The sequence below is a fragment of the Vibrio sp. YIC-376 genome (assembly GCF_052353105.1).
In the GTDB taxonomy this organism is placed as follows: Bacteria; Pseudomonadota; Gammaproteobacteria; order Enterobacterales; family Vibrionaceae; genus Vibrio.
The window spans coordinates 122,370-138,530 of sequence record NZ_JBBWFK010000009.1 but is presented as its reverse complement, the minus strand read 5'-3'; the positions used below and the strand labels follow the sequence as shown (position 1 = coordinate 138,530).

The window sequence follows — 16,161 nt, the reverse complement described above, 5'->3', positions numbered from 1 at the left end:
GCAATGTTTGGAAGATTAACTCTGGATTCAATTCCATTCCACGAACCCATTATCGTCATCACCTTAGCGGTAGTGGCTATAGTTGGTTTAGCCGTGGTTTACGCGGTAACTAAAGCGGGTAAGTGGCAGTATTTGTGGAATGAATGGTTTACCTCTGTAGACCACAAAAAACTAGGCTTTATGTACATCGCGGTTGCGATGGTAATGCTAATTCGTGGTTTTGCTGACGCGGTAATGATGCGTAGTCAGCAGCTGCTATCATCTGCGGGTGAAGCAGGTTACCTGCCACCAGAACACTATGACCAAATCTTTACGGCTCACGGCGTGATCATGATTTTCTTCGTCGCTATGCCATTGGTTATTGGTTTGATGAACATCATTGTTCCGCTACAAATCGGTGCGCGTGATGTGGCTTTCCCGTACCTGAACAACTTAAGCTTTTGGCTGTTTATTGTCGGTGTGATCCTGACGAACATGTCGCTTGGTCTTGGTGAGTTTGGCCGTACTGGTTGGTTGGCTTATCCACCATTGTCGGGAATTGAAGCAAGTCCGGGCGTTGGTGTTGACTACTGGATTTGGGCGCTACAGATATCGGGTGTTGGTACTACGCTAACAGGTGTGAACTTCTTCGCAACTATCCTGCGCATGCGTACGCCTTCAATGCCAATGATGAAAATGCCTGTATTCACTTGGGCATCTCTGTGTGCAAACATCCTTATCATCATCTCGTTCCCAATTCTGACGGTAACTATCGCGCTTCTGACGCTGGATAGATACCTGGGTATGCACTTCTTTACCAATGAACTTGGCGGCAACGTAATGATGTACGTCAACCTGATTTGGGCATGGGGTCACCCAGAAGTTTATATCCTGATCCTTCCGATTTTCGGTGTGTTCTCAGAAGTAACGGCGACTTTCTCTCGTAAGAAGCTATTCGGTTACACCTCGCTTGTATGGGCAACGATAGTAATTACGGTTCTGGCGTTTGTCGTTTGGCTACACCACTTCTTCACAATGGGTTCAGGCGCAAATGTAAATGCCTTCTTTGGTATCGCCACGATGATCATTTCTATCCCGACCGGGGTTAAGATCTTCAACTGGCTATTCACCATGTACAAAGGACGTATTCGTTTTACGACTCCGATGTTGTGGACAGTAGGCTTCCTGATCACCTTTACCGTTGGTGGTATGACGGGTGTTTTGATGGCGGTACCGGGTGCGGACTTCGTTCTGCATAACTCAGTATTCCTGATCGCACACTTCCACAACGTTATCATCGGTGGTGTGGTATTTGGTTGCTTCGCCGCAATCACGTACTGGTTCCCGAAAGCAACAGGTTTCACCATGAATGAAACTTGGGGTAAACGTGCATTCTATCTTTGGATCATTGGTTTCTTGATGGCGTTCCTACCGCTTTACGCGTTGGGCTTCATGGGTATGACCCGTCGTATCAGCCAAGAAATCAACCCAGAATTCTTCCCACTATTGGCGGTTGCTGCTGCTGGTACGGTAGTGATTGCACTGGGCGTATTGTCTCAATTCATCCAGATCTACGTAAGTATTCGTGACCGCGATCAAAACCGTGATCTTACCGGTGACCCGTGGGGTGGTCGTACTCTTGAGTGGGCAACGTCTTCACCACCGCCGTTCTATAACTTTGCACACCTTCCAAAAGGTGATGTGCTGGATGCATTCTGGTACCAAAAACAAAGTGGCGAGTTTGATCCGACTAAGGAAGTGGAATACGAGCGTATTCACATGCCTAAGAACACAGCAACTGGTATCTACGTATCAGCATGGTCACTGCTATTCGGCTTTGGCATGATTTGGTACATCTGGTGGCTGGCTGGTTTGAGTTTTGTTGCCATCATCGCGACTTGTATCAAGCACAGTTACAACGAAGACGTGGATTACTACGTTGAAGTTGAAGAAATCAAAGCGATTGAAGCGGCACGTCGTGCTCAGCTTGAAGAAGCGAAGAAAGGTTCAGTGAAAGACAACGAAAACAAAGATGATCTGGAGGTGACGTATGCAAACTAATGTCGCTGCTCATCATGACCATGATCACCACCACGATACCAACGGCAATAAACTGTTTGGTTTCTGGGTTTACCTGATGAGTGACTGTGTACTGTTTGCAACCTTGTTTGCAACTTACGCAGTACTTTCAAGCAACTCGATTGCTGGCCCAACAGGTAAAGATATTTTTGAACTGCCTTTCGTGTTTGTTGAAACCATGTTGCTGCTATTCAGTAGTATCACTTTTGGTTTTGGCATGATCGCGATGAAACGTAAAGATGTCGCTGGTCTTAAACGCTGGTTGCAAATTACCTTTGTACTGGGTCTTGGCTTCATCTGCATGGAAGTTTACGAATTCCATCATTTGATTGCTGAAGGTTACGGTCCTCAGGCAAGTGCGTTTCTTTCTGCGTTCTTTACTCTGGTAGGCACGCACGGCTTGCACGTGTCATTTGGTCTGATTTGGTTGGCGATCGCTTATCACCAACTGTCGACTAAAGGTCTGAACGATAACATGGCGATGCGTTTTAACTGCTTGAGCCTGTTCTGGCACTTCCTGGATATTGTCTGGATCTGTGTCTTTACCATCGTTTACTTACTGGGGGTCATGTAATGGGACAACATATCGAAACAAGTGCGTCTGATTACGTTAAAGGCTTTATTGCGTCACTGTTCTTAACAGTGATTCCATTCTACTTTGTTTGGACGCAATCTCTGCCAGAGACCACGACATACGCGATCCTATTTGGCTGTGCACTGGTTCAGATCTTTGTTCACTTCAAATACTTCTTGCATATGGAAGCGAAGACATCTGATGGTCGTTGGAACCTGGTGTCACTGATGTTTACTGCCATTGTTGTGCTTATTCTGATCGCTGGTTCGGTCTGGATTATCTACAACATGACCGTCAACATGAAGTTGTAGGCCAAGGTATGCTGAAAAGTTATTTGTCTATCACCAAACCGGGCATTATTTTCGGCAACCTGATTTCTGTTGCGGCGGGGTTCTTCCTCGCCGCAAAAACAGAACCTGCGAGCCTGACGTTGTTTCTGACAACGTTGGCTGGTGTGGCGCTTGTTATTGCTTCAGGTTGTGTGGTGAACAATATTTTTGACCGCGATATCGATCAAAAGATGGCGCGTACTCAGAATCGAGAGTTAGCGAAAGGTAACATTAATATTGATGTCGCGTTTGTCTATGCATTGGTTCTGCTGTTGGTTGGGACGGCATTGCTGTTTCAACTTGTCAATCCGCTTTCTGCGGTTGTCGTTCTTCTTGGTTACGTGTATTACGTTTTCTTTTACACAATGTGGTACAAGCGTAATTCGATATATGGCACCTTAGTTGGAAGTATTTCTGGCGCAGTACCTCCATTAGTTGGCTATCTGGCGGTGACGAACTTCATTAGCTTAGAAGCCATTCTGCTGTTTACCATGTTTTGCCTGTGGCAAATGCCGCACTCGTACGCGATTGCCATGTTCCGTATGCAGGATTACCGTGAGGCAGGTATTCCAGTTCTGCCTGTTGTAGAGGGTATCCATAAAGCGCATCGTCACATGAAAGCTTACGTTGTCGCCTTTGGCGCAGTTTCATTGGGATTATTTTTGCTTGGCGAAGCAGGATATGAATACCTGGCTGTCGCAGCAGTTGTTTGCTTTATGTGGACAAAAGTCACTTTCAGAAGCATCGACGACGACAACTATGTTGTTTGGTCGAAGTCGGTGTTCAAAGTCTCTTTGCTGGTGGTAATGGGCATTAGTGGAGTACTAGGAGTAGAGTTGCTTCCGTTTGCGATATAAATTCAGCTCAGGAAAAATTCCCTTCCTTCACTAAACAATGCTTTCACTCCATCAAAAAAACGGCTCATAAAGAGCCGTTTTTTATATCTATGTTAACTTAAAGAATTAAACCAGCGTTTCCAGCATCGCTGCATCGTACTCGACAAGTTCTTTCCTTTCCTTGATACGGTTAACGTAGTCTGGGTTCGCGATAAATTGACGACCAATGGCAACCAAGTCAAATTTATTCGCTTGGATTGCTTCTGCACCAGTTTCTGCTGTATAGCCACCCACACCCATCAACGTCTTTGAGTAAGTGTCTCGTAGGTATTGAGATACACGGCCGCCAAGGAATTCAAACTCCACGCTATCGTCGAACATGCCTTCATGCAGGTAAGCCAAGTTACGCTTTTCTACTTCTGGTAGGAAGTAATCAAATACCTGACGGTCACGAGCGTCAGCTTCTATATGCATGTAGCCAGCAGGGGATACGCGTAAGCCAACAAGGTCTGCACCGATACGGGCAACAACTGCATCAATCACTTCAAGTGGGAAGCGTGACATATTTTCTGGTGTTTCACCGTACTCATCTGTTCGATGGTTCGTATCGAAATGCAGAAACTGATCCAGAAGGTAACCATTTGCTGCGTGGATCTCAACGCCGTCAAATCCTGCGTCGATAGCGTTTTGTGCCGCCTGTGCGTAGTCTTCTACCAATTGAGCAATTTCTTCGTGAGTTGCTGGTTTTGGCACGGTGTAAACTAGCTCGCGCATACGAGGAACGGTGCCATCAAACGCTACCGCAGATGGAGCTAATACATACTCTCCACCAAAGAAATGCGGATGCGCCACACGGCCAGTATGCCAAAGTTGGGCAAAGATCTTACCACCTTTTGCGTGCACCGCATCAGTTACTTTTTTCCAGCCAGCTAACTGATCCTGCGTATAAAGTCCCGGTGTATTCGGGTAGCCCTGGCCATCGGGACGAATAATCGTTGCTTCGGAAATGATCAAACCTGCGTCTGCACGTTTCGCGTAGTATTCCACCATTGCGTCAGTAGGAACCAGATCATCGTCTGCCATACAGCGCGTCAGTGGCGCCATCGCAATTTTGTTTTTAAGTGTGATTTTGTCGTTGAGTTTATAGGCTTCAAATAATGTTTTTGTCATGAGAATGCTCCTAATGAATGCTGTGGTAATATGCTAACCCTTTTTTGAATGATCATTCAAGATATTTTTTGAACGTTCATTCAAATTGCTTGTGAAACCTTGTTAACCTCAGTAAACTTAGGGTGTTTGAAAAGTTACAGAGCCTTGCCAGATGAGAAATGCCGAATTCGACCGAGAATATGTTTTAAGCTCAGCGATGAATGAGTTCATAGCCAAAGGCTACAATAAAACCAGCATGCAGGATTTGAAGCGTGCGACCGGGCTTCATCCGGGTTCCATCTACTGTGCCTTTGAGAACAAAAGGGGCTTGCTGCTTGCGGCTCTCGATCACTATGCAACGACAAAGACTCAGTCTTTTGAACAATTCTTTGATGATCCCAAACATATCTTGCCTGGTTTTGAACGTTATCTTCATGACATTATCGAATACAGCGAATGTGAAACCGGTAAAGGTTGCTTATTGCAAAAGTCTTTAAGCGAACTTGACCAGCAAGATGAAGAGGTTGAGCAAATCATTTGTAATATGCTCGAGCAGTGGAAACGCAATATCCAATCTAAACTGGAGCTGGCAAAAGCGAACAATGAGATCGATCCTCAGACAGACTGCGAGTTGTTGAGTGACTTTCTGGTTATGAATATTTATGGCTTGCGATCGTTTGCGAGTACAAAACCATCTGAAGCGCGTCTGACTCAGCTCGTAGACAAAATCATGCACAGTTTGAAAAGCAGTTGCGTCGAGGAAGACGTCCTAGGGTAGGCAATTCGACCTGATATTCAAGGAAGGATGGCATGACAGCCATCCTTTTTAATGTCTAACTGGGCTTGTTTTACGAAGTGGTGACGAGTTGTCTGTGTTTGCGTCGACTGTAGACGTACAGCAAAATGCCTGGGATATAGAGAATTGCTGATAATAACAACGTATCTATACCAGCGGCATACACTAGCCAGAGACCATAAATGCTTGCACCAAATCCAATTAATTTGAGTTTGAAATTCGCCTTAGTGATCACAGCGAGCTTTAACAAATACGCCCCGACCAAGAAATACGGAATCAAAATCATTGAGGTCGAAACCAACACCAGTGTGTTATAGCCTTCTCCCGTAAACATGACAAGTATCAAGCAGAGCTGGACGGCGGAACTAGTAAGTAGCAAAGAGTTTTTCGGTGTTCCGGAGTCATTCGATTTAGCGAAAAACTTTGGAAATGCGCCGTATTGAGCAGCAGTGTAAGGCACTTCGGCAGAGTACAAAATCCAGCTTAGGTAAGAAGCCAAAACTGACACAATTAATCCCGCGCTGATCAGGACCTTTCCCCATGTCCCAGTCATCATCGCCATTAATCCTGCCATTGTGGGGTTAGATATTGCGGCGATCTCTGCTCGAGAAGCGATACCCAGTGAAAGCAGAGAAATCAAAACGTACAAAATCAAAGCGGCTATAACGCCCAGATAAGTCGCACGTCCGATATCTTTTCGCTTTTTCGCACGGCTAGATAAGATGACGGCACCTTCAATACCCGTAAATACCCAAAGTGTAATCAACATCGTCCCTTTGACTTGTTCCATAAATGGTTGATCAAGTTGTTGACCTTGTGTATCGATATGGAATGTGTTCGCATCGAAGTAATAGCAAGCGGCAAAGATAAAAATAACTAAAGGTAAGCTCTTTGCTATCGTTCCCAATAAATTGATGAAAGCTGCTTGACTCACGCCTCTTAAAATTAAGTAATGAACAGCCCATAACACTGCGGATTCACCGATAAAGGCGTAGATGGTTGTGCCTTCACCGAATAGCGTGAAATCAGGTGTATCAACAAATGCACCAAGGGCAGCAAAAGCGACAACAAGATAGCCAACAACACCAATAGTTGCGCATAACCAATATCCCCAAGCAGAAAGGAAACCGGCGAGATCTCCGAAACCTTCCTTAGCGTAGGCATAAATTCCGCCATCTAATTCTGGCTTAAGACGGGATAGGTGAAGGAAACAGCCAGCCAGAAGTAATATTCCGACCCCAGTAATCGTCCAGCCTACAAGCATCGCATTAAGTCCCGCTACTTCAGCCATATTTTGGGGCAAACTGAATATTCCAGCGCCTACCATAGAGCTGAATACGAGAGCCGTTAATGCGGTTAAACCAATTCGATTTCCTTGCGACATATTTAACCTTACCCTTTGAAATGCTGACTTAACTTAGCAATGTGTTCAGGGCCGATTCCACAGCATCCACCAATGATAGACGCACCAGATTGACGCCACTTTTCCGCCCATATCAGGTAGGCTTCCGGACTTAAGTCGTCACGAATCTCATCAAGCCCATCGTTTGCTGTTGCATCTTTTGGTTGCGGAGGGAATGCATTTGCATAAGCCCCAATGCGTATTTCAGATGAGGCCAGTTCCGCAAGTGTACGTGCAGATACGTTTAGTGCTTCTTCAATTATTTCCGGTTGGCAGCAGTTAAATAGGATTGCGCTTACACCTGCTTCTGCCATCGCGGTTACCGCTTGTTTAACTGTTTCCCCTGAGCGTAAGCATGGTTCGCTTGTTGGTTCGGAGTCTTCAAGCGTGAAGGAAACCCAGAATGGCTTTTCTTCTGACGTAAGTTCGTCTACCAATTGTTTCACAGCAATGGATTCCGCAATTAAGCTTTGTGTTTCCGCAAGCCAGAAATCAATAGACTCAGCCATTCCCCGAATTAAAGGTGTTGCCAGGTCGCGTACATGTCCTTGGTCGTATAAATCCGGGCGATATGAGCCAAATAAAGGGGGAAGTGAGCCTGCAACTTTAGCGGCGGTTCCTTGCGCTGCTTCTCGTGCTACTAATGCTGCGCGGGATGCTAATGCTTGGCCTTGTTCCTCAAAGCGCTGTGTACCGATATGAAAAGGTACTAAGGCATAGCTATTTGTGGTGATTACCTGAGCTCCGTTTTGGATATAGTCTGAGTGAATATCTTTTACGGTATCAGGCGCTTCAATCATTGCCAGAGCTGACCATTCTGGCTGACGGAATGGCGCACCGCGACGATTCAACTCTCTCCCCATTCCACCATCAAGGATCAACATCGCTTTATTTTTCATTTTTATACCTTATAGATATCTAGCCGTTTGGATGGCTAAAACTAATTGAGAACGTTACCAAATTCAACTGTTAATTGTCGTTTAACAAGTGAATGTGTTTATTAGGTTAAGAGTGATGAGGTTTCGAACCGCAATAAGGGGATTACGTATCAATACATGTGATGCTAGTTGATGCTCATGAGCGCCAGCTTGCTGCAGTGCTGTTGCTAGCCTGACATAGACATGCAGAAATACGCTCGATAGAGTAAAGAAAGTTGTAAATATAATCATGGACGTAATTATGAAAAGATCTCGAGTACTACTTTTAGCTTTATCTTCTCTTTTTTCTGCAATGACATACGCGTCAGGGGACACCATTCGTTTTGGTACTGATGCGACTTTTCCTCCGTTTGAATCTATTACCCCAGAGGGTGAAATCGTTGGATTTGAAATTGACCTTGGCAATGCCATCTGTGAAGAGATGAACAAGAAATGTGAATGGGTTTCATCTAGCTTTGATGGTCTGATTCCAAGCTTAAAAGTTCGTAAAATTGACGCGGTATTTTCTTCTTTGGGATTGACTGAAAAACGTAAGAAACAAGTGCTGTTCACGGATGTCGTATGGACAGGGTACTCATCTATGTTGAGCAAGGCGGAAGACAATCTCGAACCAACCGTTGAGTCCCTAAAAGGTAAGACAATCGGTGTTCAGTTGGGCGCCATGCAAGAAGAATATGTGAGCGAACGTTTTGGACGCCACGGTGCAACAGTGAAAACTTACCAAGATCAGGACGCGGTATATTCAGACTTAGTGAGTGGCCGTATTGATGTTTCGTTTCAGGACATGATCCAAGCTCAGTTCAACTTTATTGAAGCGGGTGAGCACAATGACTTCACTAACACGCGAGTTCAGGACGAACTGCTTCCTGCTGATTCTGCAATCGCATTACGTAAGAATGATCAGAAGTTGGCTGATGTGATCAACGAAGGTTTGAAAAGAATCCGTGCTAACGGGACCTATGACCGCATTCAAGAAAAATACTTCGGTGAGTTAAAGCTTTACAGTAAGTAAGCATTAAGTCCGCTCACAGATAAAAAAACAAAGGCAGTTGAGCATTCTTAACTGCCTTTTCTAAATGATAATAAGCAAGTAGAGTCTTTATGCAGCATCAACAAACGCCTTTGATTTCACCTGTTATTGGTACTCAACGCTATATCGACAGCTTTCACTTTGGCCAAACGGGAAGCGGAAAAAAAATCTACATTCAAGCGTCACTCCATGCTGATGAATTGCCTGGCATGCTGGTCGCATGGAAACTAAAACAACAGCTTGTCCAGTTGGAAGCTGATGGTCAGATTATCGGAGAGATTGTCGTAGTTCCGGTGGCTAATCCAATTGGTCAAAACCAACATCTCATGGATATTCATCTCGGTCGCTATGAATTAGAGAATGGGCATAACTTTAACCGTGGTTATTTTGATACCTTTAGCGAAGTGAAGCAGGCTGTTGAAGGGAAACTGACTGACGATAAAGAAGCGAATAAACAATTAATTCGCACCGCTATGAAAACGGCGTTGGATAACTGGCACGTGGAAACAGAGTTTCAATCTCAGCAAAAAGCACTGCAAATGTTAAGTCATGATGCTGATGTTATGCTTGATTTACATTGTGACTTTGAAGCGATACTTCATTTCTATAGCACTTATTATTCATGGGAAGGTATTGAGCCACTGGCTCGTTTACTGGGTTCGGAAGTTAACATGCTGGCGGATGACACTGGCGGTAATCCATTTGATTGTAGTGTCGATATGGTTTGGCAGCGTTTGAATACAGAGTTTGGTGACATCATTCCTAGAGGCTGTGTTGGTACGACGGTAGAGCTAAGAGGCCAGGCAGACGTTTACGATGAATATGCAGACCAGGACAGCCAAGGCATCCTTCATTACCTTCATACACTAGGTGTCATCAAAGGTGACTTTGCAACAGTGCCTTCGAGGTTAGCTCCAAGCAGCGATCTCGCTGCGGTAGAGACGCTTAAATCAACACAGGGTGGGGTGCTCGTCCTAAAAGTGAAAGCGGGTGAGTGGGTTGAACCCGGTCAGGTGTTTGCTGAGGTCATTAATCCAATCACCGATCAGGTTGAGCAGGTGACAGTGACTCAAGCAGGGCGCGTCTATTCCAGAACGAATCGCCGTACGGCAACGGCTGGTATGCTAATTGGCAACGTTGCTGGTGAAAACATTATCCGCAGTGGCTACCTGCTTGCTCCTTAAAAGTTCTCTGCAGCCGTAAAGATGTGCTGATTATCGATACTGCTGGAAGACGTTAATCGTGAAAGGATAGCGGGAGATAGTTTCTCGCTGTCTATTTCAATTAACTGAACGTCTTTTAACTTCTCTTTCAACGACGGTTTATCGCTGATTTTTTCAAAAACCACTCGTGACGTAAAAGGGATGCGTGAGTTACGCCCCTGAATCCCCATTGTTAATCCAGACAGCAAGTTAATGCTGCCTTTCGTTGCTCCGTATAAAATGGTTTGCGAAATGGCACGTTGACAATGAACACTGTAATCGACGATTTGTAATCGTTCACCGAGCAAGAATACTAGACCGACGAACTTGCCAATTTCTGCACCTTCTAGCATGGCTTGCTCTGGATTCGCTCGTTCATAAAAATGGGAATATCCAACGCCATTTTGCACCGACAGGCGAGCAAATCCCTTACTGACGCAGCCTTCATACGAAGGAGTCATGTAATAGTAGTAATAGTCACCGAGGTAGCGCTCGATAGATTGGGAAGACTCAGCCATCATATTCTTTAGCTGTTTGGTATAGCGTTTACCAGAAGGACTGTCTTCCATAAGACTCTCGGGAGCTAGGCTTTTCTTGTGAGTCGAAATGAGGTCTTTAAATTGCTCTGGGTCTAAATAAACCTCATCACTATCAACGCCAAAATAGTCACAGATCTTTCTTAAGCTTTGCATGGATGGATGGCTATAACCATTAAGGTACTTTGAAAATTGTTGGCGGTTGATACCAATTTTTCGACTGCACTCAGATACGCTTCCAACATAACTGCAAAGCAATCGTAGATTAACAGGAAGATGCTGTGATTCCATTTACGCCACCTCAGGCTTAAACCAAGAGGGAAGTGTTGTATCACATCCGTTGGTACACATAAACCTGATAAATGGTATAGCAGAACAACGTTTTGTTAACTTGGAATAGGAACAACAAGAATGAAACAACACAAGTTCCTGTTTGTCACTTTACTATCTGTTTCCACTCTATGGGGATGTAACAGCGATAATGATGAGAATACTCAAGTAGAATGCGGTGTTTATTCAGGCGTTATATGGGCAGGTAATGGCCTCTCCCGAAGTGGCTCAGGTCGTGGTACAAGAGGGTATAGAGCCACAACTATTGAAGTGGATAACGACTCTTTAGTTAGCATTAATGTCCAGACAGGCAGTGATCCATTCCCATAGGTTTGGGGCAAGTTGTAAAAGATTTACACTGTAAACAAAAAGCCGCTGACTTCAGCGGCTTTTAAATATATATGCATTTGATTGCATTTTTTAGGAGTTAAATCAGTACTTAAACCAAATCAAATCGGTCAGCGTTCATTACTTTTGTCCATGCCGAGATGAAGTCTTTCACGAACTTCTCTTGGCTGTCATCTTGAGCGTACACTTCAGCGTAAGAGCGCAAGATAGAGTTCGAACCAAAGACTAAGTCAACGCGTGTTGCTGTCCATTTCGCTTTGCCAGTCTTACGGTCACAAATGTCGTAAGAGTTGCGACCAGTCGGTTTCCACGAGTATGACATGTCCGTTAAGTTAACAAAGAAGTCGTTTGTCAGTGCACCAACTCGGTCTGTAAAGACGCCATGTTGAGTACCGCCGTGGTTTGTTCCCAGTACACGCATACCACCTAGTAAAACTGTCATTTCCGGGCCAGTCAGACCAAGGAGCTGTGCGCGATCAAGCAGCATTTCTTCCGGCTTAACAGCGTAATGCTGTTTCTGCCAGTTACGGAATCCGTCAGCCAAAGGCTCAAGGACATCGAATGAATCAATATCGGTTTGGTCCGCAGTTGCATCACCTCGGCCAGGAGCAAATGGAACCGTAAAGTCATATCCCGCGGCACTAATTGCTTTTTCCAGGCCTACATTACCAGCGAGTACGATGGTATCTGCGACACTGATACCTGATTCGTCAGCAATCTTAGTTAATACCTCAAGAACTCGAGTAAGGCGCTCTGGTTCGTTGCCTTCCCATGCATTTTGAGGCGCTAGGCGAATTCGTGCACCATTAGCACCACCGCGAAGATCCGAATGACGGAATGTGCGAGCACTATCCCAAGCTGTAGCAACCAAGTCTGAAACACTTAAATCCGTTGCTGCAATTTTCTCTTTGACCGCATCCACGTTGTAATTGGTTACACCTGCAGGAATCGGGTCTTGCCAGATAAGATCTTCAGCTGGCACGTCTGGACCTATGTAACGAGTTTTAGGGCCCAAATCACGGTGAGTCAGCTTAAACCAAGCGCGTGCAAAGACTTCGTTAAAGTACTCTTGGTCTTGGTAAAAACGCTCAGAAATCTTGTGGTATTCAGGATCAACCTTCAGTGCCATATCTGCATCCGTCATCATTGGGTTGTAACGGATAGATGGATTTTCAACATCCTCTGGCTTGTCTTCTTCTGCAATATTTACAGGTTCGTATTGCCAAGCGCCTGCGGGACTCTTAGTTAACTGCCAATCGTGCTCGAGCAGCATTTTGAAATATCCATTGTCCCACTGAGTCGGATGGCTCGTCCATGCTCCTTCAATACCACTGGTTACTGTGTTGCGACCAATACCACGAGATTTGTGGTTGATCCAACCAAGGCCTTGCTCTTCAACATCAGCACCTTCTGGATCTGGACCGAGATCTGCAGCATCGCCATTACCGTGAGCTTTGCCAACCGTGTGGCCACCTGCGGTGAGCGCTACCGTTTCTTCATCATTCATTGCCATGCGGGCAAAAGTGACACGCATGTCAGCCGCAGTTTTCAGTGGATCTGGGTTGCCATCTACACCTTCTGGGTTAACGTAAATCAAGCCCATCATTACTGCAGCCAGCGGGTTTTCGAGGTCACGTTCACCGGAGTAACGGGTACCTTCGCCACCACTCGGAGCTAACCATTCTTTTTCTGAACCCCAGTAAATGTCTTTTTCTGGATGCCAGATATCTTCACGGCCAAACGCAAAACCAAAGGTTTTAAAGCCCATTGATTCATACGCCATGTTACCTGCAAGAATCATTAAATCTGCCCAGCTGATTTTGTTGCCGTATTTTTTCTTGATTGGCCATAGTATACGACGGGCTTTGTCTAGGTTGCCGTTATCTGGCCATGAGTTAAGTGGAGCGAAACGCTGGTTACCTGTTGAACCGCCCCCGCGACCATCCGCAGTTCGGTAACTACCAGCAGAGTGCCAAGCCATACGGATCATTAAGCCGCCGTAGTGTCCCCAGTCTGCAGGCCACCATTCCTGACTGTCAGTCATCAGTGCTTTCAAATCATATTTTAACGCTTCTACATCAAGCGTTTTCAGTGCTTCACGGTAGTTGAAGTCTTCACCAAGTGGGTTTGTTTTTTTATCGTGTTGATGAAGAATGTCTAAATTAAGAGCGTTCGGCCACCATTCCATCACGGTCGAACCTGTAGATGTCATGCTGCCGTGCATCACAGGGCATTTTCCTGCTGAATTTTTATCGCTGTTGTTCATAGGGTGTCCTTTGTAGCAGTGAAATAATAGTTCTTATCTAAACAGACAACTTAGAGGTCTTTTAAATTAAGTCGTTCATCTAGAAATTAATGTCGATACATCTCAGTAACTTGAATTTGATAATAGTAAGGTTTTTCATAGTTATCACATTCATTAGACCGATTAATTTAATAAGAGAATCCTATCAATCATGGTTCTTATTTTTAAGTAAAAGCACTAATCAAAAAAATGAAAGAGAAAGGAGTTTGTTTATTAAACGAAAAAAGAACTTTTGTGGGAAAGTATCCTGTTGTAGAAGACTAACAAAGTAGAGCACGTACAATGACATACAGTGAAGTCATCTCTTTCTTGTGTTAACTTTTTTTCGGATAAGTGCTGACATTTATAAAATTCTGGTGCTAAAGGGAAGCGAAAATCGTGATTGGAATAGGGTATGTCCGGGAGAGCAACAAGGATCATTAAAAAATAAATTTAGAACTTACGTCTACGACGTTTAAATAATATCTTTAAGAAGACTCGTCTTTTTAAGGTGTCCAAAAGATATTGCTGTTACCTATAGAAAGACGAGTTATTTATGGATGCTTAGTTATCAGTCAAAACATCGTGTTAGTTTGGCGTACCATTTATATATGATTTCAACCAATCATAGGCATTAGAACCAATTGGATCCCCGATGGATTGTCCAGCTGGAATAGAATCGTAAAAATGGACTCCCGCCCACAAACGACTCAATCCACAGGTGTCAGAAAAATCATCCCAGGTATTCCAGCCCAAAACGGTTTGAGATTGCGGTGTTGCGCCTGGCTCAACCAGCGAGGAGCCAGGTTGCTTATCTAAAACTTCGAATTGAGGAGGTAAGGCTCCAGGCTGCCAAAAACTTAGGTCGTTAGCATCGTCATATGATAGTCCGATTTCCTCTTGCAGATATCGTTTAGTTGAAGTAGCGTGGGCACGACAAAAACTGGCGCTTGCAGAAGGGTATTCAGGATGATTCGCCGATTGTAGATATGGACGCCATTCGCTACCTTTTAGGTCAGTCACTGTACCCATCCCAGAACCACCCCATGCGACGACATCATCGTTTTTATAGAGATACCTAATAGCGCTAAACGGTCTTACTGCGTCATATTTGCGCTTGTTATGCCAGATCGTTATAGCAGAATCGAATGCTGCGACGTTAACCAAATAATCTAACTGAACAAATTGTTCCAATGATAAGTGATAATGAAAAGTAGCTGCTAATGTTGAATAACCTAAGCTTATGATTTTATTGTCGTAAAACTCAGCAAACAGTTTCTGCTCATCAGTTAAATTTGCCTGAGCATCTAACACTTCGTTAGCTTGTTCTACGTAGGCAGGAAATGGCTTTCCACTCGGGGTCATCGCGTACGATCTAATAGGAACAGGTGCCATTACTGTTGGTTGTTCGTAACTAAAAGGTGTAGTCGTTCCAAGTTGAGGGGTAACAAATTGTTGAGAAAAAAAGATGCCGTTACCTGAAGTAAGAGTGTCTGGTTGCCATCTTCGCGGATTTATTAATCTTTCCGCAGTGTTGACTGGGTTATAGCCAGAACAGTCCGCATAGGGTTTTGGATAGTACTGATTGCAGTCCGTACCTAGCTGATTCATGCCGTCATGCTCCCGAGCTGCGACAACAGCAAGTCCGGCTAAATTGCCTATGCCTACCGCTACACTTGGGTCTAAGGTGCTATCATTTGGGTTTAGCCCTACAGATAGAAGCATGCTATCCCAATCATTTGCGAACTGTGGCATCAAGCTATTCAGAACTTTGTGACTCGCGTACATGATAGCGATGTTTCTATTGGAATCATTACCACCAGAATCAAGGCGACCTAAATTGGAATGTACGCCAACTGCAGTTTCACTATAAGGGGCAATAGCATCAAACCATGCTGCTGTGATTAACGTGGTAGTTCTCAATATAAGCGGGGCATCACCCGGAGCTACTGTTGAAAGTAGTTTTGGGACCGCGGCCTCAATTACCGTCGCAGGTGCACATATATTGGGCGCCCCCATCGTACATTCAAACGCATAAGAAATTCCAGGCATTGTTAGTAAAAGCGTGCTGGTGGCTAACTTCGAGGAAAAGGGTTTAATTATCATGTCTCATATCCTGTTAAACCGAAGTATTGGACGTAACAGCTCAAACATCGATTAATACTTCCAACTAAACTTCATAAAATTTATTCCATATAAATTAATGCCATATTCCTAATTTTCTATTAATGCTCTCCTTTTTTTGCTGGCGTGAAGAATGATTTTCATGTCAGGTATAATTCATATGAATGTTAATAGAGAGTTATAACACTTACTGGTTTAATGTCATTTATGGAATAAATATCACTA

14 protein-coding genes are annotated in these 16,161 nt (G+C 44.5%); 8 read left to right on the top strand and 6 right to left on the bottom strand.

Translation table 11 applies throughout. The features are described 5' to 3' along the window. Positions 1–3: 3 nt before the first annotated feature. The 4 genes from cyoB to cyoE are packed head-to-tail and all read left to right on the top strand — an operon-like array spanning position 4 to position 3,818. On the top strand, positions 4–2,040 hold the full coding sequence (gene cyoB, locus WJM94_RS17475; protein WP_444495475.1) for a cytochrome o ubiquinol oxidase subunit I: 2,037 nt from the start codon (positions 4–6) through the stop codon (positions 2,038–2,040). Then, positions 2,030–2,632: a cytochrome o ubiquinol oxidase subunit III gene (cyoC, locus tag WJM94_RS17470; RefSeq protein WP_444495474.1), complete on the top strand. Its 603-nt coding sequence runs from the start codon at positions 2,030–2,032 to the stop codon at positions 2,630–2,632. Before cyoB ends, cyoC begins: the two co-directional genes overlap by 11 nt. Continuing rightward, complete coding sequence (cyoD, locus tag WJM94_RS17465; protein WP_444495473.1) at positions 2,632–2,943, top strand: cytochrome o ubiquinol oxidase subunit IV; 312 nt, start codon at positions 2,632–2,634, stop codon at positions 2,941–2,943. The genes cyoC and cyoD overlap by 1 nt, the downstream gene beginning before the upstream one ends. Beyond that, entirely contained in the window at positions 2,904–3,818 is a 915-nt protein-coding gene (gene cyoE / locus WJM94_RS17460) for a heme o synthase (protein WP_444495548.1), read from the top strand. The genes cyoD and cyoE overlap by 40 nt, the downstream gene beginning before the upstream one ends. A gap of 105 nt (positions 3,819–3,923) precedes the next feature. Here the strand turns inward: cyoE and WJM94_RS17455 are convergent, their stop codons facing one another. Then, positions 3,924–4,967 carry an alkene reductase gene (locus WJM94_RS17455; RefSeq protein WP_444495472.1) on the bottom strand — a complete coding sequence of 348 codons (1,044 nt, stop codon included), beginning with the start codon at positions 4,965–4,967 and terminating at the stop codon, positions 3,924–3,926. 151 nt (positions 4,968–5,118) lie between these two features. On the opposite strand from WJM94_RS17455, the gene WJM94_RS17450 reads away from it, so the two are divergent. After that, positions 5,119–5,724, top strand: coding sequence for a TetR/AcrR family transcriptional regulator (locus WJM94_RS17450; RefSeq protein WP_444495471.1), 606 nt, complete (start codon positions 5,119–5,121; stop codon positions 5,722–5,724). 70 nt (positions 5,725–5,794) lie between these two features. Here the strand turns inward: WJM94_RS17450 and WJM94_RS17445 are convergent, their stop codons facing one another. Together WJM94_RS17445 and WJM94_RS17440 are read right to left on the bottom strand one after the other, a co-directional pair. Then, positions 5,795–7,126 carry a basic amino acid/polyamine antiporter gene (locus WJM94_RS17445; RefSeq protein WP_444495470.1) on the bottom strand — a complete coding sequence of 444 codons (1,332 nt, stop codon included), beginning with the start codon at positions 7,124–7,126 and terminating at the stop codon, positions 5,795–5,797. An 8-nt stretch (positions 7,127–7,134) separates the two neighbouring features. Next, positions 7,135–8,043, bottom strand: a complete 909-nt coding sequence (locus WJM94_RS17440) for a homocysteine S-methyltransferase family protein (protein ID WP_444495469.1) — start codon at positions 8,041–8,043, stop codon at positions 7,135–7,137. A 280-nt stretch (positions 8,044–8,323) separates the two neighbouring features. Here WJM94_RS17440 and WJM94_RS17435 point away from each other — a divergent pair, with 280 nt between their 5' ends. After that, positions 8,324–9,094, top strand: a complete 771-nt coding sequence (locus WJM94_RS17435) for a transporter substrate-binding domain-containing protein (RefSeq protein WP_444495468.1) — start codon at positions 8,324–8,326, stop codon at positions 9,092–9,094. 89 nt (positions 9,095–9,183) lie between these two features. Next, complete coding sequence (locus WJM94_RS17430; RefSeq protein WP_444495467.1) at positions 9,184–10,296, top strand: succinylglutamate desuccinylase/aspartoacylase family protein; 1,113 nt, start codon at positions 9,184–9,186, stop codon at positions 10,294–10,296. Here WJM94_RS17430 and WJM94_RS17425 read toward each other — a convergent pair. Continuing rightward, entirely contained in the window at positions 10,293–11,141 is an 849-nt protein-coding gene (locus tag WJM94_RS17425; protein WP_444495466.1) for a helix-turn-helix domain-containing protein, read from the bottom strand. The genes WJM94_RS17430 and WJM94_RS17425 overlap by 4 nt on opposite strands. Positions 11,142–11,261: 120 nt before the next feature. Between WJM94_RS17425 and WJM94_RS17420 the strand changes: the two genes are divergently transcribed. Next, positions 11,262–11,510, top strand: a complete 249-nt coding sequence (locus tag WJM94_RS17420) for a hypothetical protein (RefSeq protein WP_444495465.1) — start codon at positions 11,262–11,264, stop codon at positions 11,508–11,510. 109 nt (positions 11,511–11,619) lie between these two features. Here the strand turns inward: WJM94_RS17420 and katG are convergent, their stop codons facing one another. Together katG and WJM94_RS17410 are read right to left on the bottom strand one after the other, a co-directional pair. Further along, a complete protein-coding gene (katG, locus tag WJM94_RS17415; protein WP_444495464.1) occupies positions 11,620–13,794 on the bottom strand; it encodes a catalase/peroxidase HPI in 2,175 nt (724 codons plus the stop codon). Between the two features lie 606 nt (positions 13,795–14,400). Continuing rightward, a complete protein-coding gene (locus WJM94_RS17410) occupies positions 14,401–15,918 on the bottom strand; it encodes a DUF6851 domain-containing protein (RefSeq protein ID WP_444495463.1) in 1,518 nt (505 codons plus the stop codon). Between the last annotated feature and the right edge of the window lie 243 nt (positions 15,919–16,161).